Origin of the sequence: Glaciecola sp. MF2-115, assembly GCF_047250385.1 — a bacterium.
Taxonomy (GTDB): domain Bacteria; phylum Pseudomonadota; class Gammaproteobacteria; order Enterobacterales; family Alteromonadaceae; genus Glaciecola.
In genome coordinates, this window is sequence record NZ_JBLBVM010000055.1 from 431635 (window position 1) to 454589 (window position 22955).

General features: G+C 41.5%; 14 protein-coding genes. 11 read left to right on the plus strand and 3 right to left on the minus strand.

Going from position 1 to position 22955, the window contains the following annotated elements; translation table 11 throughout:
* Nucleotides 1–2 precede the first annotated feature (2 nt).
* A complete protein-coding gene (locus ACKLNX_RS15115) occupies nt 3–656 on the plus strand; it encodes a hypothetical protein (protein ID WP_412972959.1) in 654 nt (217 codons plus the stop codon).
* A gap of 361 nt (nt 657–1017) precedes the next feature.
* Here ACKLNX_RS15115 and ACKLNX_RS15120 read toward each other — a convergent pair whose 3' ends face one another.
* Nucleotides 1018–1347 carry a hypothetical protein gene (locus ACKLNX_RS15120; RefSeq protein WP_412972960.1) on the minus strand — a complete coding sequence of 110 codons (330 nt, stop codon included), beginning with the start codon at nt 1345–1347 and terminating at the stop codon, nt 1018–1020.
* Nucleotides 1348–1603: 256 nt separating this feature from the next.
* Between ACKLNX_RS15120 and ACKLNX_RS15125 the strand changes: the two genes are divergently transcribed.
* Complete coding sequence (locus ACKLNX_RS15125) at nt 1604–3763, plus strand: S46 family peptidase (RefSeq protein ID WP_412972961.1); 2160 nt, start codon at nt 1604–1606, stop codon at nt 3761–3763.
* A 118-nt stretch (nt 3764–3881) separates the two neighbouring features.
* Here the strand turns inward: ACKLNX_RS15125 and ACKLNX_RS15130 are convergent, their stop codons facing one another.
* The gene (locus ACKLNX_RS15130) at nt 3882–5258 is read right to left on the minus strand and encodes a class II fumarate hydratase (protein WP_412972962.1); all 1377 of its coding nucleotides are present in this window, start codon (nt 5256–5258) and stop codon (nt 3882–3884) included.
* Between the two features lie 507 nt (nt 5259–5765).
* On the opposite strand from ACKLNX_RS15130, the gene acnA reads away from it, so the two are divergent.
* The 6 genes from acnA (at nt 5766) to ACKLNX_RS15160 (ending at nt 14677) form a co-directional block, all read left to right on the plus strand.
* On the plus strand, nt 5766–8489 hold the full coding sequence (gene acnA, locus ACKLNX_RS15135) for an aconitate hydratase AcnA (RefSeq protein ID WP_412972963.1): 2724 nt from the start codon (nt 5766–5768) through the stop codon (nt 8487–8489).
* Nucleotides 8490–8564: 75 nt separating this feature from the next.
* Complete coding sequence (nhaR, locus tag ACKLNX_RS15140) at nt 8565–9467, plus strand: transcriptional activator NhaR (RefSeq protein WP_412972964.1); 903 nt, start codon at nt 8565–8567, stop codon at nt 9465–9467.
* A 75-nt stretch (nt 9468–9542) separates the two neighbouring features.
* A complete protein-coding gene (pnp, locus tag ACKLNX_RS15145) occupies nt 9543–11657 on the plus strand; it encodes a polyribonucleotide nucleotidyltransferase (RefSeq protein WP_411693912.1) in 2115 nt (704 codons plus the stop codon).
* Nucleotides 11658–11754: 97 nt separating this feature from the next.
* Nucleotides 11755–12060: a DUF1244 domain-containing protein gene (locus ACKLNX_RS15150; RefSeq protein ID WP_412972965.1), complete on the plus strand. Its 306-nt coding sequence runs from the start codon at nt 11755–11757 to the stop codon at nt 12058–12060.
* Nucleotides 12061–12146: 86 nt separating this feature from the next.
* A complete protein-coding gene (gene nlpI / locus ACKLNX_RS15155; protein ID WP_412972977.1) occupies nt 12147–13052 on the plus strand; it encodes a lipoprotein NlpI in 906 nt (301 codons plus the stop codon).
* 128 nt (nt 13053–13180) lie between these two features.
* Nucleotides 13181–14677 carry a tetratricopeptide repeat protein gene (locus tag ACKLNX_RS15160; RefSeq protein ID WP_412972978.1) on the plus strand — a complete coding sequence of 499 codons (1497 nt, stop codon included), beginning with the start codon at nt 13181–13183 and terminating at the stop codon, nt 14675–14677.
* On the opposite strand, the gene cysZ is transcribed toward ACKLNX_RS15160, so the two are convergent.
* A complete protein-coding gene (gene cysZ / locus ACKLNX_RS15165; protein WP_411693910.1) occupies nt 14672–15409 on the minus strand; it encodes a sulfate transporter CysZ in 738 nt (245 codons plus the stop codon). The two genes, ACKLNX_RS15160 and cysZ, sit on opposite strands and share 6 nt — an antisense overlap.
* Before the next feature lie 148 nt (nt 15410–15557).
* Between cysZ and smc the strand changes: the two genes are divergently transcribed.
* The 3 genes from smc to ligA are packed head-to-tail and all read left to right on the plus strand — an operon-like array spanning nt 15558 to nt 22646.
* Nucleotides 15558–19046: a chromosome segregation protein SMC gene (gene smc / locus ACKLNX_RS15170; RefSeq protein ID WP_412972966.1), complete on the plus strand. Its 3489-nt coding sequence runs from the start codon at nt 15558–15560 to the stop codon at nt 19044–19046.
* 21 nt (nt 19047–19067) lie between these two features.
* Entirely contained in the window at nt 19068–20612 is a 1545-nt protein-coding gene (zipA, locus tag ACKLNX_RS15175; protein ID WP_412972967.1) for a cell division protein ZipA, read from the plus strand.
* Nucleotides 20613–20618: 6 nt separating this feature from the next.
* Nucleotides 20619–22646 carry an NAD-dependent DNA ligase LigA gene (gene ligA / locus ACKLNX_RS15180; RefSeq protein WP_412972968.1) on the plus strand — a complete coding sequence of 676 codons (2028 nt, stop codon included), beginning with the start codon at nt 20619–20621 and terminating at the stop codon, nt 22644–22646.
* Nucleotides 22647–22955 lie beyond the last annotated feature (309 nt).

Below are 22955 nucleotides of genomic sequence, written 5' to 3' on the forward strand. Positions count from 1 at the left end.
ACATGAAAAAATCATTTGTCTTTATATTTTTCGCTTTCTTTTACTCTAATGTTTTCGCCACTGAATCCTACATCACAGTGCAAATTGAACCAGAAGTAGCTGTAATTGTTGGCGCAACATGGAGAATCAACAATACGTTAGCGGAAGAAGTAGAAGGGATTTTGAATCCAGATCTTATTACATCATGGAATTCATCCAATGATACTATTACGGTGCAAGGAGGTAGTTTTTACATAATTGAAGTCTTAGATATTTCACAGTCTTTACCAAGCCACGACTGCAAAAAAATCTTGCCTTACAAATTATTCGTAAGGTCATCACAAACAGTTATGTCGACAGCCGATTATGAATGTGTTGTTTCTGAACTATCTGAAAGAGTATCGACTACAACGCCAGACTCAGGTTCTATATCTGTTACTATTTCTCCTCAAAGTGTTAATGATAAAGGCGCAATGTGGAAAGTCGTAGGATTTAATATTGAAACTGATTGGTTTGAATCTGGTAAAAAAGTTGAGGGGTTAGAGTTTGGAACTTACAGGATTGAATTTAAGGTCTCCACACCTGGTTGCAATGCACCAGAAAATCAGGTGGTGAATTTGGATAGTTTATCTCCTGATATCTCATGGGAAGCAGATTATGTTGGACCTAACTGCTAATAAAAACACAGTGTATCGAAATAAACATATAAAATGAGGGTAGTCGAGAAGTATCAGTACATTTACGAAATGACACAGAGGGAAGTGGCAACTTTTGATGGTATTGCTAAGAGAGTTACTAAAAAAATTTTCAGGATGCTACACATGTAAAATTGCTTGTTTGCATGTTTCTGAAAATACAAAATACACTATCATTCTCAAAGGCTTTGGATCACCAGTGGATCACTGTCGAACCTCAATATACCCCGTAATGCCCCTGAGAAACGATAAATGTAGCGTATTTGCAGGTATTTGAAGGTGGAGTGCCGATTCAAGTCCCGCTTTCCGCACCATATAAATAAAAAGCTGTAACGTGAAAGCGTTACAGCTTTTTTTTATTCTTAGCATTCATTACAAGCTCATCGTTTTCTTCACAAAATAGGCATATAAAAAAGGGATAGTCTACATTCAAATAATCTCGAAACTGTCCCTCGTCCACCACAAGCTTTTCTACCCAACGTTGCTCACTGCCATTTGTTATTAATGCACAGTATTTCATTAGTGGCATCGCAGGGGTGACAGCGTGTGAATTCATTAGCTCACTATCATTGCCCTCATGCTTTTTAGATTTTACGATGACTGATTGTTGATAAGAATCAGCATTGCAATGATCGTGGACTTCTAGTTGATGTTCATAAGGCTCAACACACATTATTACTTAACTCTTTTTGTGGACGTCTGGACGTCTATAATAATTGTTGTGCAATGAAATACAAGCTGCTGTGAATAAAAAGTTACAAAAATAATTTGCCAGAAGGCCAATAGAGCGTTAATAGTATGCGCACACGAAAATAAGCAGTTATTATTGATGAAAGCAAGGTTTTGTTCTTCCTCTGGGAATGATTAATTATCAACGCATTCAGCATTAAATTAAAACTACAATAAAAGTAAAACGACAAGGAAATACAATGAAAAAATGGATAATCGGTGCTTTAGCACTGACCTGCGGTTCAGCTTTAGCCGACGAAGGAATGTGGCAACCGCATCAGCTACCAGATATTAAAGCGCAATTGGTGGCTGCGGGATTAAAACTAAATCCAGATGATATGTCTGATTTATCTAAATTCCCTATGAACGCAATTATTAGTTTAGGTGGATGCACAGCAAGTTTCATTTCAGACCAAGGTTTAGTGATCACTAATCATCACTGCGCATATGGCTCAATTCAACACAACAGTTCTGAGAATAACAATCTTCTGAAAAATGGCTTTGTAGCAAAAGCTAAATCTCAAGAATTACCAGCATCACCAGGTAGTCGTGTATATATAACTGAGTCATTAACTGACGTAACTGACAAAGTAACAGGTACCATTTCTGCAGAGCTAACTGGAAATGACTATTATCAAGCCCTTGAGCAAAATAGAAAGGCTCTAGTCGCAGAATGTGAAAGTGATGAAGATTATCGTTGTTCAGTCTCTAGCTTTCATGGCGGAGCAAGTTATGTACTAATTAAATTACTTACAATCAGAGATGTGCGCCTTGCTTATGCGCCGCCTTCGAGCATTGGAAAGTTTGGTGGTGATACTGATAACTGGCAATGGCCACGTCACACGGGTGATTGGGCATTTTATCGAGCTTATGTAGGTAAAGATGGTAAGCCAGCTGACTTTAGCGAAGATAATGTTCCTTACAGCAACAAAGCTCACTTGAAAGTGAATGCTAAAGGCGTTGATGAAGGTGATTATGTCATGGTGCTAGGTTATCCGGGCAGCACGAATCGCTATCGCACTGCAGTAGAAGTAGAAAACATGTTTACTTGGACCTATCCAACGGCGAAAGTTTACAGAGAAGAATACATTAACGTAATAAAGACTAACTCGGCACCTGGCAGCGACGAACGTATTAAATACGAGAGCACAATAGCGGGTTTAGCTAATTACGCTAAGAATTATGGTTCGATGGTTGAAAGCTATAAAAAGGGTGACATGCTTGCGCGTAAACAGAAACTAGAATCTGATTTAGCAAATTGGCTAGCTAAAGATGCTGATATGAATTCTGAATACGGTGCTAGTTTGATTACGCTGAATAAACTCATTGAGAAATCAGAAGCGACAAAAGAACGTGATTTGTTGATGGGCTATCTGGGTAGAACGACGATGATGTCCGTAGCTAAGAGTCTGCTTCGTTTATCGCATGAGAAAGCAAAGCCTGACGCTGAACGAGAGCGCGGTTATCAAGAGCGAGATATGAAGCGTTATGAGCAATCTATGGGCGCTATTAACTCTCGATTTGTAGCTGATATTGATAAAGCAATATTCAAGCATTTCTTAGCTAAATATATTGATTTACCGAAAGCACAGAGAATTGCTTCTTTTGATGCATTTTTTAACATCGAAGGGGATGATTTAACTAAGGCTATTGCCAAAATAGATAAGATGTATGCTGAGACCAAATTGGGTGATTTAGCCACACGTAAAGCGATGATGCTTATGTCTGAGCAAGAGATGCGCGAAAGCAATGACCCATTCGTGCAATATGCAGTGAGTCAATTTGCATACGATATGGCTGAAGAAAAGCAAGCTAAAGCGCTATCGGGTAAGCTACAGCAGGTGCGTCCTGAATATATGAAAGCATTGATTGCCTTCAAAAAGTCGCGTAATGAAGCCGTTTATGCAGACGCCAATAGTACTTTGCGTATTACCTATGGAAATGTAAAAGCATATAGTCCTCAAGATGGATTAACTGCCACACCATTTACCACCACAGAAGGTATGCTGGCGAAATACATTCCTGGCGATGACGAGTTTGATTTACCTGTTAAGTTGCGCGAGGCGATTAAAGATAAGCGCTATGGTAGTTATGTAGATCCAAAACTAAACTCGGTGAACGTAAACTATCTTAGTACCCTAGATATCACTGGTGGTAATTCAGGTTCTCCTACACTGAATGCCAAAGGCGAATTCGTTGGTTTAGTATTTGACGGTGTATACGAGTCAATTATCGGCGATTGGGATTATGATCCAAGTTATAACCGCGCTATTCATGTTAGCAGCCCGTTTATGCTGTGGGTCATGGATGAAGTAGACGGTGCCGAAAACTTAATTGAAGAGATGGATATCGTAAGGTAAGGGCTGTAAAAGTAATACACCTTCATATAGTAAAATAAAGCAAGTGACCTAAGGTTTAGGTCACTTGCCAAACTCTTTAGAACTATATATTTTCACGGTTCTTTTTGATCTTATGTAACTAGTTTTTATTAGTTGTCAGTAACGCAGGGTTAAGCAAGTTTTTTAGTTCAGATTCGTTTATATCCGTTAACTCTTTTGCAACGTCTAATACAGTTCGTTTTTCTGCATACGCTTTTTTGGCGATTTCAGCACTTTTGTCATAGCCAATCCTATCGTTTAAAGCCGTTGCGAGAATAGGATTTCGTTCTAAGTTACTGGCAAGTTGCTCGCTATTTATCTCCATGCTATCAACCACTTTGTCTGCCAGTGATTTACAAGCATTGCTTAACAGACCGATACTGTCTAACAGGGTGAACGCAATCAATGGAAGCATTGTATTGAGTTGGAAGTTGCCTCCTTGACCCGCAAGCGTGACTGTTGTGTCATTACCAATCACTCTAGCGCAAGCCATCATTACAGCTTCGGAGATCACTGGGTTCGTTTTTCCAGGCATGATACTACTGCCTTTTTGCAATTCTTTAAGTTTAATTTCGTTCAATCCATTTAAGGGCCCACTACTTAACCAGCGAATATCATTAGCAATTTTATGCAGGCTAACGGACAAGGTTTTGAGTTGACCACTAAAATTGACAGCGGTGTCTTGAGAGCTGTTAGCGCTAAAATGGTTAGCAGCGGGTTTGAAGTTGAAACCCGTTCGTTGGCTTAGTATGGTGCTTACTTGCTCCGCAAATTTAGGGTGGCAATTAACGCCTGTACCAACCGCTGTGCCACCGGTTGCCAGATATGATAGGGCAGTCATATGGAAACTGAGGCCTTCTTTTGCCTGAACCAATTGCTGTCGCCAAGCACCGAGCTCTTGCGCAAAACTCATCGGCATTGCATCCATCAAGTGTGTTCTTGCGGTTTTGAATGTTTCATTGTGTTTTGCAGCCTGCTTCTGCAGAGACTCTGCTAGTTGATCAATTGCAGGTATCAACTCAATTCCGGCTACTAAACTTGCACTGATATGGATACAAGATGGAATAACATCATTGGAGCTCTGCCCCTTATTCACATCGTCATTAGGATGAACGCTCACTTTTTCCTGACTGTTAGCATAAGCCAAATTCGCCAGCACCTCGTTCATGTTCATATTGGTACTAGTGCCAGAGCCAGTTTGAAACACATCTATCGGAAACTGTTCCTCATGTTTTCCTGCTTCTATTTCGGCACAAGCTTTCTGTATTGCATTTGATTTATCGTTGCTCAAAAGCCCAAGGTTCAGATTAGCTTGTGCACAAGCGCTTTTATAAGTTGCTAGGGTTCGCAAGAATGCACTAGGCATGGTGTATGGACTAATTATAAAGTTTCGTAGCGCTTTATTTGTTTCTTCACCATATAAAATAGGCGCATTTTCCTGTTTATTCTTTTTTGTTGTAATCTTTCTATCTGACATAAGTTGAAAGCCTCTTAGGCCCATACGCCTTAGTCTGTATAGGCATTATAAAAGTAGGAGCGTCTGCGTAGTTTATTTATTCCGTCATTAATTGTTATTCCGTTAGTACTCGCAATTCCTTCAGTAATCATCAGCAATCATTACTTCGTTTGTAATCATTGCGCAAAAATAAACTTCTTTCCACTAAACTTGTCAAAGTCCAAATAAATCGGCCCATTTAATTAGTGTACTAACTATTTTATCTGTTTAAATATACAACACTTTGTCTTTTGAAATCTAGTAAGAACCGTCGCAATGCGAAGTTAAACGTAGAGTGTATCAACGTTTAATAATGAGAGCTCAAAGTAAAAGGGTGATGTATTTATTATTCCATAATTAGTGCTTGAATTAATTTATGAAGTCATTCATGTTAGGCTTTATGGCCTCATTCATTGAACATTAAATAATTAAGTAGCAAATCATCGAGCAGTAAATCATTAAGCAGCAAACGAATAGAAGGGAATACATATGAAAGCATCAAACAACTATCAATCGAGCTTAGTAATTAATGGTAAGAATTATCAATACTATAGTCTTGCGAGTAGTAATGCAGACCTTAATAAATTACCGCTTGCAGCAAAAATATTATTAGAGAACTTATTACGCCACTCTCACGAGCAATTTGTTCAGGAAGAAGACATTCAGGCTCTCGCGAAATGGGATACTTCATCGGCTTCGGACACAGAAATTGCTTTTGTACCATCCAGAGTAATTTTACAAGACTTTACAGGGGTTCCTGCCGTCGTTGACCTTGCAGCGATGCGAGATGCCGTTGTTGAGTTAGGCGGTGATCCAAATAAAATAAACCCACTGAAACCAGTCGATTTAGTCATAGACCACTCCATTATGGTGGATCAATTTGGTAAAGCTGATTCGTTTAAAAACAACACGCAAATTGAAGTAGAGCGCAACAGGGAACGCTACCAATTCCTCAAATGGGGACAAAGTGCCTTTGACAACTTTAAAGTCGTCCCTCCAGGCAAGGGTATTGTGCATCAAGTTAATTTAGAGTATCTCGCCCGAGTCACTTTTGTTGATAACGAAAATGAAACGCCGGTCTTATATCCAGATACCTTAGTAGGAACAGACTCTCACACCACAATGATTAATGGTTTGGGGATCCTTGGTTGGGGTGTTGGTGGTATTGAAGCGGAAGCTGCTATGCTTGGACAGCCGGTGACAATGTTGATCCCTGAAGTTGTGGGAATGGAATTAACAGGAAAATTGCCTCCAGGTGCGACTGCAACCGATATGGTGCTAGCTGTAACGGAGCAATTGAGAGCATTTGGTGTTGTAGGCAAGTTCGTTGAATTCTTTGGTGAAGGCGTTCAATACCTGTCAGTGGCAGATAGAGCCACTATATCAAATATGTCTCCAGAATACGGCGCGACTTGTGGTTTATTTCCGATAGATGAACAAACGATAAAGTATTTGCAACTAACCGGTCGCACGGAAGAGCAAATGCAAATTATAGAAGCTTACGCAAAAGCCCAAAATATGTGGGGCAGTCAAGCACAAGAAAATGCTCAATATCATGCAAAATTAACTTTAGATTTGAACTCCATAGTGCCTGCGATTGCAGGTCCTAAACGTCCTCAAGATAGAATCAACCTTGATCAAGCCTCCAAAGCGTTTAAAAAATGGGTAAGTGAGCAAAACGAATTGGCTCTAACACCCAGCAACGTGCAAGAAGAACGCTTGGATGATGAAGGTGGACCAGTCAGTGGACCTGAAAGTGTACCGACTAGTTCAAGTGTTGCTTGTCATTACAACGGAGAGGACTTCGAGCTTGATGAAGGTGCTGTCGTTATTGCAGCTATTACAAGTTGCACAAATACGTCAAACCCCTCTGTTTTAGTGGCTGCGGCGCTGCTCGCTCAGAAAGCGAATGCGCTAGGTTTAAAAGTTAAGCCGTGGGTGAAAACGAGTTTCGCTCCGGGTTCTCAAGTGGTTACCGAATACTTAAACAAGGCGGGACTATCTGTTGAACTAGATGACTTAGGTTTTAACTTAGTAGGTTATGGTTGTACTACCTGCATCGGGAATTCGGGTCCTTTACCTGAACCTATTTCTAAAGCCATAAGAGACGGTAAGCTTTCAGTTACTTCAGTATTGTCTGGGAATCGAAACTTTGAAGGTCGTATTCATTCTGAAGTAAAAGCAAATTATTTAGCTTCGCCTCCGCTTGTCGTTGCTTATGCGCTTGCGGGCAACATGAATATCGATATAACAAAGGAAGCAATTGGCACAAGCAATGAAGGCAAAGCCGTTTATCTGAGTGACCTTTGGCCAAGTGAAGACGAGATCCAATCAATTGTTGGGAAAGTTGTTGAGCGCTCCATGTTTACTGAGCGCTATGGACACATTTATGAAGGGGGCGACGTATGGCAGAACCTAGAGACAATCGATGCTAGTTTGTATAATTGGCCAGAAAGTACCTACGTTAAGAAACCAAGCTTTTTTGCAGGAATGCCAGCAAAACCGGAAGAACTTAAACCGATTGAAAATGCACGCTGCTTGCTGAAATTGGCTGATAGTGTGACCACAGATCATATTTCACCAGCCGGTTCAATTGGAAAGGAAACGCCTGCAGCTGACTATTTGCGTCAACATCAAGTTGAAGCCAAAGACTTTAACTCCTATGGTTCTCGAAGAGGAAACCATGAAGTTATGATGCGTGGCACGTTTGCGAACGTTCGCCTTAAAAACCAACTGGCACCGGGCACAGAAGGTGGCTTTACTCGCATGCAGCCTAGTGGTGAAGAAACTACGGTGTTTGATGCAGCACAGAAATATGTAGCAGATAACATTCCTTTAATTGTCATTGCAGGTAAGGAATATGGCACAGGCAGCTCGAGAGATTGGGCGGCGAAAGGACCATTGTTGTTAGGAGTTAAAGCCGTTATTGCTGAAACATACGAGCGTATTCATCGTTCAAACCTGATTGGAATGGGGATCTTGCCATTACAGTTTAAATCCGGTGCAAGTGCTGCTACATATGAACTTGACGGCACTGAATCATTCACAATCGAGGCGGTAAAAGCTGGCCAGAAGGAAGTGGAAGTGCAGGTAATTAAATCAGATGGTAGTACGATTAATTTCAATACTGACATTCGTATTGATACTCCAAATGAGTTTGAATACTTCCGTCATGGTGGTATTTTGCAATATGTCATTCGTAGCTTGCTTTAATTACAGTATCGATAGCTTAAGACGTGACAAGTGCATAGCGTTACAAAGTATCATTTTTGAGGGAACAAACGACCCATGTTGGAAAATTTAAATTATAAACACCTTCATTACTTTTGGGTTGTTGCAAGTGAAGGAAGTATTGCGAAAGCGGCAGAGAAACTCTGTATTACACCGCAAACCATAAGTGGCCAATTGAGTTTGTTGGAGGAACGAGTAGGGCAGGCGTTGTTCGAGCGAGTCGGCAGGCGTTTGCGATTAACAGACACCGGTCGTTTGGTACTGCGCTACGCCGATGAAATATTTGAACTCGGCAAAGAACTCAGTCACGTGCTTCGAGGGGCGCCCTTAGTGGGTGCTTCTCAATTTATTATTAGTGCCGCCAGTGCTTTGCCTAAAACAATCGTTTATAAAATTATTGAGCCAGCACTTAAACTAGAAAAAGAAGTTAGTCTGGTATGCAAAGAAGGACCCGTGGAGAGTATCCTCGGCGAACTTGCTATTCATGAAGTGGACATGGTGCTGACAGACACACCTTTGTCGAGTAATTTTAGTGTTAGGGCCTACAATCATTATTTAGGCAAGTCTGGCTTAACGTTTTTTGCTGCAAAAAAAATCAAGCAGAGTTTGAGCGGGCCATTCCCAGAGTGCCTGCATCAAGCGCCGATCTTATTACCTACTAAACAATATGCGATTCGACAATTGTTTGATAAATGGTCTAACGATAATAGTATTTTTCCGAAAATAAACGGTCAATATGATGATAGCGCTTTAATGAAGGCCTTTGGCCAAGCTGGTTTTGGTGTTTTTTTTATGCCAACGATTATTGAGGAAGAAGTCTGTAAGAGTTTCGATGTTGAGATAATAGGTCGTCTAAGCGACATCCAACAGAAATTCTATGCAATATCGGCAGAGAGAAAAGTCACCCATCCAGCAGTTGCCGCAGTATGTAATTCGGCAAGAGATATCATTTTTAGATAGCAATCAATGAGTTTAACTATTATACTACGCCCCGCATTAATAAGCATAAAATACATATAAACTAAAGGATAGAGTGTGACTCCTATTACTAAAACATTTCAGTATGGTCAGCATACTGTCACCCTAGAAACGGGTGTAATCGCAAGACAAGCAACTGCAGCAGTAATGGCAAGCATGGACGATACGTCTGTGTTGGTTTCAGTTGTTGGTAGAAAAGAAGCTAAAGCAGATCAAGGTTTCTTCCCATTAACAGTTAATTATCAAGAAAAAGCATACGCAGCGGGTAAAATCCCGGGTGGCTTTTTCAAACGTGAAGGTCGTCCAGCAGAGAGCGAAACATTAATCTCTCGACTAATTGACCGTCCAATTCGTCCTTTATTCCCAAGTGGGTTTAAAAACGAAGTTCAAATTATCGTTACAGTTGTTTCTGCAAATCCAGAAATCCCAACTGATATCATCTCTCTAATTGGTACTTCTGCAGCGCTTGCTATCTCTGGTATGCCTTTCAACGGTCCAGTTGGCGCAGCACGTGTTGGTTTTAAAGATGGTGGTTACATCTTAAATACGCTAGTTTCTGAGCAAGAAGAAAGTCAACTTGACCTTGTTGTTGCTGGTACTAAAAGCGCAGTACTAATGGTTGAATCAGAAGCTGATATCTTGTCAGAAGACGTGATGCTTGGCGCTGTAATGTACGGCCATGAGCAATCACAGACAGTCATCAACGCAATCAATGAATTTGCAGATGAAGTTGGTACTGAGTCTTGGGATTGGGTAGCTGAGCCAGAAAACACAGATCTTAAAGCGAAAGTGAAAGAACTAGCAGAAGCTGGTATGACTGAAGCTTATCAGATTTCTGACAAAATGGTTCGTAAAGACGCTATCACAGCTGTGACTGAGAAAGCGCTTGAAGCCATTCTTGAAGCTAATCCCGAGCAAGACAAGAAAGAAGCGAGTGATTTATTGCATGAATTGGAAAGTGACGTAGTACGTTCACGCATTCTTTCAGGCGAAAAACGTATTGACGGTCGTGATCCAGACACCATCCGTGCATTAAGTGTTGCAACTGGTTTGTTGCCAAGAACTCACGGTTCGTCTTTGTTCACTCGTGGTGAAACACAAGCAATCGTTGCTGCTACTTTAGGTACAGAACGTGATGCACAGATGATTGATAGCCTAGGCGGCGCAACTAACAACCGCTTCATGTTGCATTATAACTTCCCTCCATACTGTGTAGGTGAAACTGGTTTTGTAGGCTCTCCTAAGCGTCGTGAAATCGGCCATGGTCGTCTTGCTAAACGTGGTATGCAGGCAGTAATGCCTTCTGCTGAAGAATTCCCATATGTTGTGCGCGTTGTTTCTGAAATTACAGAATCAAACGGTTCTTCATCAATGGCTTCAGTATGTGGTACTTCACTTGCACTAATGGACGCTGGTGTTCCAATTAAAGCTTCTGTTGCGGGCATCGCGATGGGCTTGGTGAAATCTGACGAAAACTTCGTTGTACTTTCAGACATTCTTGGTGACGAAGATCACCTTGGTGACATGGACTTTAAAGTTGCAGGTACTACAAACGGTATTACTGCACTTCAAATGGACATTAAAATTGAAGGTATTACACAAGAAATCATGAAGCTAGCATTGAAGCAAGCTAAAGAAGCTCGCTTACATATTCTTGAAGTAATGGATTCTGCAATTTCTGGTCACCGTGATGAAATGTCTGAATACGCACCACGTATTTACACAATGAAAGTTGATCAAGACAAAATCCGCGACGTTATTGGTAAAGGCGGCGCAATGATCAGAGCGATCACTGAAGCTTCTGATACTAACATCGAGATTGAAGACGACGGCACAATCAAGATTTTCGCAACTGAAAAAGCGAAAGCTGACATTGCAATTGATCGCATTAAAGCTGTAACAGCTGAAATCGAAGTAGGCACTGTCTACAACGGTAAAGTGATGCGTATTGTTGATTTCGGTGCGTTTGTTGAAGTGTTACCAGGTAAAGAAGGCCTAGTACACATCAGTCAAATCGCTCATGATCGTGTAGCTAAGGTGACTGATTACCTAGAAGAAGGCCAAATGGTTGACGTTAAGGTAATGGAAATTGATCGTCAAAACCGTATTCGTTTGAGCATTAAAGAGCTGCTAGAAAAGCCAGCTGCTGAAGCTCCGAGCGAAAGCGAATAATTCAGAGTTGAGTTGTATGGCTTAGGCCACATTCAATATTGAAGATATAGAAAGGAGCTTAGGCTCCTTTTTTGTTAGTTTAAAGTGGAGTTAATTTATGAACGAACAACAAAAAACAGAGCTTGAAGCTGCGGCATTTAGACGCCTGCTTGATCATTTGGATAACAATAAACAAGTGCAAAATATTGAACTCATGCTGTTAGCTGATTTTTGCCGAAACTGTTTATCAAAGTGGTATTTGGCCGCCGCAGAAGAGCGAAATATACTACTGACGGACGAGGAAGCGCGTGAAGCCATTTATAAAATGCCGTATAGTGAGTGGAAGAAAAATCACCAATTGCCAGCAACAGAAGAACAGTTAGCTGCTTTTAATGCCAAATCGGCTGCGAAGAAAAAACAATAAGTGCATGGTATGCTTGGAAAACTACCAAGTACCAACGCTTGTAAATTATGAGCACATGCTTATAAATAAGGAAACCTGTGAACGTCATTAAAAAACGCTTGAGTGCCATTGTCGGTGTTAGCCTACTTATTTTATTATCTGCGTGTACCAGCCAAAGTAACAATGCTTACGGCCCAATGGGTAATTTATTACTAGCAGAGCCAGAGCCGGTTAATACCCGTTCTCAAATGGCGATAGCACGCTACAACCATATACTTAGTCAAGCTCCTCTAAAAGAGCATGAGCGTGCAGAGCTTCTTTTTCAGCGCGGTATGTTGTACGACAGTGTTGGCTTATCAGGCCTTGCTCGCTACGATTTTGTACAAGCCTTGCAATTGAAACCAGATATGGCTGAAGCACACAATTCTATTGGCATTCACCATATTCAACAGATGGACTTCATCCAAGCCTATGAATCATTCGATTCTACTTTAGATATAAATCCTGACTACGATTTTGCGATCTTAAATAGAGGTATAGCTCTTTATTATGGCGGTCGTGCTGAACTTGCAGTCAGCGACTTGAATCGCTTTTACGAAAAAGACAAGAAAGACCCTTATCGCGTACTTTGGTCTTTCATTGTTGAGCAATACCTTAATCGAGAAAAAGCGTTAGCGAATTTGGCGAGCTATAGAAAAGAATTAGATAATGAGAGTTGGGCAACCAGTATCGTTGATTTTTACTTAGGGAAAATTAATGAAACTGCCGTGATTGCTAACTTAGTCGACGATGTGAAAAGCCAAAAACAGTTAAATGATCGTTTGTGTGAGGCGTACTTTTATCTAGGCAAATATCACAGTGATTTAGGGAATGAAGTAAAAGCATCCAACTATTTTAAATTATCCTTGAGCACAAACGTGTTTGAATATGTTGAGCACCGCTTCTCTCGCGTAGAGCTAGCGCGCTTGCGTGAGAGACGCAAAGAAAGCAGAACAGAAGCCGATAAGAGCTAAAGGCGTTATGGAAGCGATGTATCAATGACATCGCTCTGCAAAATAATCATGGCGTATTAGTATAGTAGAAGCGCAAGCGATACGAAGATGCCGCGACACACAAATCAAAAGGAGAACGAGTGGTATTGATGTTAAGTTATCTAAAAGTGCTTGTGACTATAGTTATCTTCAGTTTTGTTGTTTACGCTGATAACTGCTCATCGCCTGCAAGAATATTGACTCAACACTCTGGTCTTCAAAATCCTCAGGCAGGTTATCTGCTTTACCCTCTAGTAGAGCGTGGAAACACCGAAGCAATGGCTGCAATAACTAAGTTAGCTATTGATACAAATGATCCTTACTGGTTGTCGCTAGCGGGTAAGCACGGTAGCAGCGGCGCTTTATATTATTCAGCCATGCGCAGTCAAAACCCTGAAAAAATCAAAGCATGGCTAGAGACTTCTGCTAACTTGGGCCATGCACAAAGTCAGTTTGAACTCGCTCTTTTACAAACTGATAAAAGTGAAAAACGACGTTGGATGCAAAAGTCTGCTGAGGCAGGGTATAAACCCGCGATTATATCCATGGCAAAATACAGTTTTGAATCAACGGATATCTCTCAGGCTAAAGTGTGGCTAGAAAAAGCTGCAGATTTTGACGCTTTGAGTGCGTTTAAATTAGCTAACTTACATTGGAAGCAAGAGAATAAAGACGCCGCCATGCGTTTTTTCAATAAAGCAGCAGAGCAAAATTTTGGCCCAGCAAAAACGACACTTGAGCTACTGCAGAGAAATAAAACGGATAGCTTAGAGTCACTTTTGAATGTAGCGCCACAAGGGCCTAATTGTGCGCAGACCATTCAGTTTACTGCAACATCATTGGTTTCATTTGTGCAAGCTACAGACTTCTATAAGCAATTTGAAAAAGACAAACGCCTAGCCGGCTTACCACTATGTGTTTTACCTCCCATATGGCTGGAAAAAAATGCCTTTAAATGCGACGCTAATTTTGAAAATACTGGCCGTCTTGGATGTGATCTCTATCCTTTAAGTCAATTACAAACACAACTGAGTTTTACACATTTGATTGTATTTTCGGAGCAAGGAAAAGCGAACGTAAACAATGGCGTAATGTACTTAGACCAATCTGACACTTATTCTGTTTTCGTTCATGAACTGGCACACTTCGCCGGTTTTGTAGATGAGTATGCATTGCCGGAGGCCTTGGCAAATTATCATTGTGGAAAGAATGTCGCTCCCAATCTGATTCTGAAGACGATAAGAGATGAGAAGGAAGATGCGCCGCTTACAGAGAGCCGTTATCAACCAGCAAGTAGAGCAACTATATGGGAGAAGGCCTTAAACGCCCATAATCAACTGCAGACTCTAGAAAGTAATAACCCAGTGTTGCATCACATTGCGCGCTCAAGGACTTGTAAGAATACCGAGTTTGAGTCTTTCAAACCTACACAACAAATGACATTTTTGGAGTACCATGATGTGCCCAATATCCCTAGGGTGTATCGGACACTGTGGCGCCAGGCATTATTAAATCGCAGTCAATATCCTGCGATCAATGACAACTTAGCCATCTCTGCCTTCACCAACAAAGATGACCAAGCGGGTGTTTTTTGGTCTGATTTATAATTTTTTCTCGATAAATTCATCAACCCATAGTGATGTTGCACCGCATATCGCAACGGGCATCACCAAAAAGTTCATGATGGGTATGAGAGAAAATATATTGACCATTATGCCAAAGGTGAAACATTTCCCTTTACGTTGATTCAAGTCGTTACGCATCTGTTTAAACGAAATCTTATGATTATCAAAAGGGTAGTCACAGTATTGGATCGCCATCATCCAAGCAGTGAACATAAACCATAAAACTTGACCTATGACCGGCAACATAAAGAATAGGATTAAGAAAAGCAGTGCACGAGGCAGGAAGTAAAGTACTTTGGATAGTTCGCGGCCTAATGTTCTAGGCACATCTTTTACCGCACTAAATAAACCTTCATTACCCATATCTTTGCCAGTCAAATGGCGCTCAACTTTTTCGCTCAACAGACCATTAAATGGCGCCGCAATCCAGTTAGCTAAGGTACCAAATACCAAAGCGAATAAGAGTAATACCGTTATCACAGCAAGCGGCCAAAGAATAAAGCTGAGAATCGCTTTGAGCCAGCCTAACCAATCAGGAATTAAATCTAGTACGTAGTTAATCCCCAATTCCAATTGAGGCCACAAAAAATAAAATGCCACTGAAAATAATAATAAATTGATAAAAAGTGGGACAAATACAAAACGCTTCAATCCCTTTGTTCCAATCAATGAAAACCCTTCAAAAAAATAACTAGCGCCACTTCTATTACTCATGCTTTCCCTTTATTTGTTCAGTAATTCTTGCTATCAGCAATCACTAGTATATCTTGCTAATGACTGTGATGTAATGAGCAATTGTTACCAAGTTTTACTTTTGTTACATTTGCATTAATCTTTTGCTTAGGGCACTGACTCGTATTCCATGCGCTTAAAGAAAATAAAACTCGCTGGTTTTAAATCCTTTGTAGACCCTACCACTATTCCATTTCCTGGTGAAATGACTGCAGTGGTGGGGCCAAACGGCTGTGGAAAATCCAATGTGATTGATGCGGTGCGTTGGGTCTTGGGCGAAAGTTCAGCAAAAAACCTTCGTGGCGATGCCATGACAGACGTGATTTTTAATGGCTCGACTGCACGCAAAGCCGTATCACAATGCTCAGTAGAATTGGTGTTCGATAATTCCTCTGGGCGAATAGCGGGCGAATACGCAAATTACAATGAGTTATCAGTTAAACGCATTGTGACGAAAGAGGCTGTTTCTAGTTACTTATTAAACGGCAGTAAATGTCGGAAGCGCGATATTACCGATCTCTTCCTAGGCACAGGCTTAGGCCCACGTAGCTATGCTATTATCGAACAAGGCATGATTTCAAAGTTAATCGAGAGTCGACCTCAAGAGCTTCGTGTATTTATTGAAGAAGCCGCAGGCATATCGAAATACAAAGAACGACGTCGTGAAACTGAAAACAGAATCAAACACACAAAAGAAAATTTAGAGCGCCTAGACGATGTGCGCGGAGAGTTGGGTCAGCAACTAAGCAAATTACAAAGGCAGGCCACTGCAGCTATCAAATACAAAGAGTTAAAAGCGAGCGAACGCAAGCTCAAAGCAGAACTCGCGGTTGTGCGTTGGTTGAACCAAAATGAACTCATCAATCAAGCTGAAAAAACGATCGCTGTTAAAGAAGTAGAGTTGGAAGAGGTTATTTCACGAAAGCGCGGTGACGAGACAAGCATTATTCAATTCCGTGAAGCTCAAGATAATTACAAACTTGAAATTAATGATATTCAGCAAGAGATCTTTAAAGTAAGCACAGACATTACAAAGATAGAACAGTCGCAATTATTTTCTAAAAAGCGCAAACAACAAATTCAAATGGAATTGCAGCAACTCAATATGCAAACCGAACAAACTCGAGAATTGTTTGAAGTGACAGCTGAAGAACTGTTAGTGACTCAAGATGAATTAGTTGATTTAGAGCCAAATAAAATGATTTTGGAAGAAGCGCTTGAAAATGCCCAAGTAGCGCGAGACGAAGCTGAAGATGCGCTGATGCAATTTAATGAAAAGAATCGAGACGGGGAAATACAATACCACTCTTTAAAGCAAAAGTTGCAAACCTGCCACGGACAAATTCAAAACACGATGAGTATGCAGCTTCGCACTGAGTCTCGAATTAAAGAACTCAAACAAGAGTTAGCTGAACTGGCACAAGACGACGCTAAGCAACACTCTGAGGAACTTCAAACTGAGTTGCTATTAGTTAATGAAGCCCTTCAGCAGGCGGAACAAGATCTGCACGTAAGCAAAGAGCAACATGCGAAAGTAATATCTCGACATGAAGCAGCAAAAGCAGGGCTCGACGAACAAAAGTCAGAAGTTGTGAGTTTGCAGGCACAAAAAGATGCCCTAATAAAGATACAAAATCGCAGTTCAGCAGCAGATGGCAATGAGGCTGAGCAAGACTTAGAGTTTGAATTAGAAACACTGCCATTATCTGATTTCCTGCAAGTAGAACAGGGTTTTGAGGGCTTGTTCGAAATAGTTTTCTCTCATATTGCAAACCCAAAAGTTGTGCAAGCCTTAAACATTGATGGGATTGATACAAGCTTCTTTGAGGTGAAGAAAGGACAATCATTGTTATTTGAAGAAATGATGACGCGAGAAAAAACAACGGGCAGCTTGGCAGAGCGAGTTAATAATCTTCAAGTACCACAGTTTTTAAATATGATTGATTTGGCCGAAAATCCCGAATCAGCAAAGATAATGCAGAAGGAACTGAAGCCAGGTCACTCGGTAATAAGTCAATGTGGTTTGTGGTTATTTCAAGACTTGTTGATTAATGGTGCAGGTGAGCACGTTGATAATAGTTTAAGTCGGGCAGCTGAAATTGCCCAATTAGACGAAAAAATTGAAACTCAAGCTCAGGTACTCAATCATGCCGAGTTAACGCTAGCCTCAGAAGTGAAAGTATTAGAAGAAGCAAGAACACTGCTTGATGACGCCAAATCGTTAACCACAAACTACTCTGAACAACGATTTAAATTAGAAACACAGCTTAATCAGCTTCAGCAACAAATAACACAGCAAACAATGCGGCATGAGCGTTTACATCAAGAATTAGAGCGTCATCAATTCAATGCTGAAGAAGAGCTAATGACACTCGAAGGCCTGAATGAGCAGGTCGAAGTTTACGCCCAAAATCTAGCTGAGTATGAAGATGTGATGGCGGACCAAGTGGCACATGCTGAATCTTTACAATCGCGAGTGCAAACAGCCAGAGCACAAGTTGAACAACGAGTAACGCAGTCTCATGAACTTGCTCTGCAGGTGCAGCAAACGAAAAATAAATATAACTTATTGAAAGAAAAACAACATACTCGTGAAGAACAGATAAACGAAAGCAAAGAAAAAATAGCGATGTTGCAAGAAGAGGCTGAAGAGTTGTCGATGCCTTTTGAAGATCAACAAGAACGCTTACAAGCTTTACTTGACAATAAAATGAATTTACAGGCTCGTCAGCAGGATATTCAGAATAGCTTACAAGAGGTCGAAGAAAAGCTACTAGAAGCGGAAAAAGGGCAATCAGGAATAAATCAAGCGGCGCAAAGAATTCAAGCCGAAATAGATAGCTTGAAGTTACAAATAGAAGGTAACAGAGTCAGAGCGCAGTCTTACCTTGAACAATTACAAGAAATGCAGCAGGCATTGAAACCGATTCTCGAAAATCTGCCTGACGATATCGATGAGAAAGTATGGCAGCAAGAGCTTGAGAAAACCAGTGCTTCATTGTCTAGGTTAGGCGCGGTAAACTTAGCAGCAGTAGAAGAATTTGAATCGCAGTCCGAAAGAAAGCGCTATTTAGACGAACAAAATGAGGACTTAACTCAGGCGCTTGATACTTTGGAAGCTGCCATTAAAAAGATCGACAAAGAGACTCGGACACGCTTCAAAGCAACCTTTGATCAAATAAACAATGATCTAAAAATGCTATTTCCGAAGGTGTTTGGCGGCGGTAGCGCTCACCTTGCGCTGACCGAAGATGATATGCTTGATACCGGTGTAACAATAATGGCACGACCACCCGGTAAGAAAAATAGTACAATTCACCTTCTTTCTGGTGGAGAAAAAGCCTTAACCGCTTTATCATTAGTATTTGCTATATTTAGATTAAATCCGGCGCCATTCTGTTTGCTTGACGAAGTGGACGCGCCGTTAGATGATGCAAACGTAGGACGTTTTTGTAAACTGGTCTCAGAAATGTCAAAAACTGTACAATTTATCTATATCACGCACAATAAAGTTGCGATGGAAATGGCGAGTCATTTAACCGGAGTTACCATGGCTGAGCCTGGCGTATCCAGAATGGTCGCAGTTGATGTAGAAGAAGCTTTGGCTATCGCAGAATAATAATAAGTAGAGTAGTTTAAAATGGAAGATTTGCGCTTAACATTTTTAGTCTTTGGTGTTGTTGCCATTGTCGCCATCCTTGTTCATGGCATGTGGACAATTAGGAAAAACGCCAAAGGTAATGACAAACAGAAATTAGAACCCAGAGGCTGGCAGAATAAAAATGACCCATTGCTAGGCGATGATGAATTTGATGATCATGGCATTGGCAGTGTGCGTGTCGTGACGCCTGCAGCATCTTCCATGAATGAAGTTGAGGGTAACAACGCTGAAGATTATAAAGCTGACGATCGCGATGATCAAAACAGCTACGAAGAAACTGATTTCGATGACGATGATGAAGTGCTTGCAGCACCAAGAGATAAGCGAGCAGAACAGGATGATTCCCCAACAGATGAAGAAAATGACGATTTCCCTGAAAAGCAAAAGAGCACAGAATTAAGCGATAATGAGCAAGCAAACGACTTGCCATTGGATGATGACTTATCCTTAGAGCGCAGTGAAATGGATTTTGCTAAGTTAGCTGAAGAACATGAGCAAGAGCCGCAAACTCAACTGTATGGCAGTGTTGTAACTCAACCTAAACCAGGCTTTCAGCGTTCTGCAAGAACGCCAGAAACAGCGCATCGACAAGCACCAAGCACAGAAAGTAGTAATATACCTGAGCCACCACCGTTTTTACTTAAGTCAGCCGCGGCAAATCCTGAGGTTAACCCTGACGCAGATCACATTGCTAAACCGCAAGCAAAACCAGCTGACATTGAGCCGCCAAAAGTAAGTCCCGTTGCGCCAGAAGAGCGTGCTGACGCTAGAGGCAGAGTCGAACCAGAATTTAAACTAGATGCTGAACAAGCGCCAGTTGAGGAAGTAGCTAAACCAATCAGTTTAGCCGCACAGGCCAGAAAACTAGTAACTAGACGTAAAAAGAGTGTTGCTGATGTTATCAGAAAAGAACCTGAGTTAAAGCCGTCGAATAAAGCGAACGAAGAACAAATGCGTATCGATTTTTCTGATGACGAGCCTAGCGCTAAAGATTCTTTAAGCTCGGTAGGCAGTGCGCCAGCCGGACGCACTCCGACAAGCACGCAAGAGCCTACGGGAAGCACTCAAGGCACTAGCAGCGCTCAAGCCAGTGACCAAGCCACAGATGTGTTAGTTCTTAACGTGAGAGCGCCAGAGGACAGAGAGATCACTGGAGCTGCACTTTTACCAATGCTCCTAACTCTTGGTTTAAAATTCGGTGAGCAGGATATCTTTCATCGTCATGTAAATACTAACGGGAAGGGTCCAGTCTTGTTCTCGTTAGCAAACTTATTTAAGCCGGGTGTTTTTGATATTGATAACATTGAAACCTTTAGCACTCGAGGTTTGTCTTTGTTTATGATGTTGCCAATTGAAGGAGACCCTCAACAGGTTTTCAACATGATGCATAACGCGGCACGCAAACTAGCTGATGAATTTGGTTGTCAGATATTAGATGGAAGCCGAGGTGTGTTAACTAAGCAAGGCTTACAGAAGTACTCAGAACGCATCCGCGATTTCGAACGTAAACGCATTAATCGATAGTACAAAATGACTGAAATGAATCAAATACAAGCGCGCGTTGATGCGCTTAAATCACAGTTGGAAGATCACAATTATCAGTATTACGTGATGGATGCACCCAGCATTCCTGATGCTGAGTATGATCGCTTGATGAAAGAACTGATAGCAATTGAAAAGCAACATCCCCAATTGCAAAGCCCTGACTCTCCCAGTCAAAAAGTCGGTGGCACTCCGTTGTCAAAATTCGATACAGTTGTTCATGAAGTTGCGATGCTATCCCTTGATAATGGTTTTGAAGAAGCCGATCTCACTGCATTTGAAAAGCGTTTACAAGACAGACTGCTATCGTTTGATAATTTGCAATTTAGTTGTGAACCCAAGCTCGATGGTTTAGCTGCCTCGATACTATATGTAGATGGCGTACTGACTCAAGCTGCTACGAGAGGAGACGGGCAAGTTGGGGAAGATATTACGCAGAATGTCAAAACCATTGCTAATGTTCCTATCCGCTTGCGTGGTGAGAACATCCCGAGTCGAGTAGAGGTGCGCGGTGAGGTATTCATGCCAAAAGCGGGCTTCGATAAACTCAATGAAGAGCAAAGGAACGCAGGTAACAAAGTATTTGTGAACCCAAGAAATGCCGCTGCAGGCAGTTTACGCCAGCTTGATTCTCGCATTACAGCAAAAAGGCCCTTGTTATTCTATGCGTATAGTATGGGAGTTATAGAAGGCGATAGCTTGACTGACTTGCCTCTTCATACTCAACGTTTAGAGGCATTAGGAGAGTGGGGAATACCACTTTGTAAAGAATCGTCGACTGCAAATGGTGCTCAAGAATGTATTGCTTACTTCAATAAAATAGGTGAGATGCGCAATGCCTTATCCTATGATATTGATGGTGTAGTATTTAAAATCAATGACATCAATTTACAGCAACGTTTAGGTTTTGTTTCCAAAGCGCCTCGTTGGGCAATTGCACAAAAATTTCCAGCTCAAGAAGAGTTAACGACTCTATTAGACGTAGAGTTTCAGGTCGGTCGAACGGGGGCAATCACACCTGTCGCTCGCTTAGAGCCTGTGTTTGTAGGTGGCGTAACGGTTTCCAACGCAACTTTGCACAATCAAGATGAGATAGCACGCTTAGGCGTACAAATCGGTGACAAAGTGATTGTGAGACGCGCAGGCGACGTCATCCCTCAAATTGTGTCGGTTGTTATAGAGCAGCGTACGGACGAAACAAAAGAGATTATATTCCCTAGCCATTGCCCAGTATGTGACTCTCACGTGGAACGCACTGAGTCTGAAGCTGTCGCTCGTTGCACTGGCGGTTTAGTTTGTGGTGCACAGCGCAAAGAAGCTATCAAGCACTTCGCATCACGTAAAGCTTTCGATATTGATGGTCTAGGCGACAAAATTGTGGAACAGTTAGTTGAGGCTAATATTATCAAGAATCCAGCGGATCTGTTTCGATTGGATATGCCGAAATTACTCTCTTTGGAGAGAATGGGGGACAAGTCCGCCGTTAATCTTCTCAATGCCCTCGAAAAGTCGCGTGAAACAACACTAGCTAAGTTTCTGTACTCACTCGGGATAAGAGAAGTCGGTGAATCAACTGCACGAAACTTAGCACTGCACTACATGACCTTAGAAAATATCATGCAGGCAGACCTAGAATCCTTAATTGAAGTTCAAGACGTTGGTGCTATTGTTGCCCAGCATGTTTTTCACTTTATGCGCGAACCATTAAATGTTGCGATAATCGAAGACTTAATTGAGCTCGGTATCCATTGGCCTGCAATAGAGAAAGTATCTGAAGAGTTGCAACCCTTCGCAGGTAAAACAATCGTCTTAACTGGCACATTATCCAAAATGGGGCGCAGCGAGGCCAAGGCAAAATTACAGGAGCTTGGCGCAAAAGTATCCGGCAGTGTCTCAGCGAAAACCGACTTGTTGATAGCGGGAGAAAAGGCCGGATCTAAACTGAGTAAAGCTGAATCACTTAATATTGAAGTGTGGGACGAAGCCAAAATGTTGTCCTTTTTTGAGCAGTATTAATGCTTTAGTAAAGTTTTTTGTGTGACACCACCGCGAAGGCGGTGGTGTCCTTAGAGTCTAAATCAGGCAGTATCTGATACATCCCACCACTGCGAAGGCGGTGGTGTCCTTAAAGCCTAAATCAGACAGTATCTGATACATCCAACCCGTCATTCCTGCGCGCCTACACGTCATTCCTGCGAAGGCACTGAGGGCTCCCCAAAAATTTGAAAAACATAGTGGATTGTGATCTTATTATTTTCGCCAAAAAACAAATAAGAGATCCACTATGTTTAAGACACAATATTGCCATACTTTATTAAAATCGTC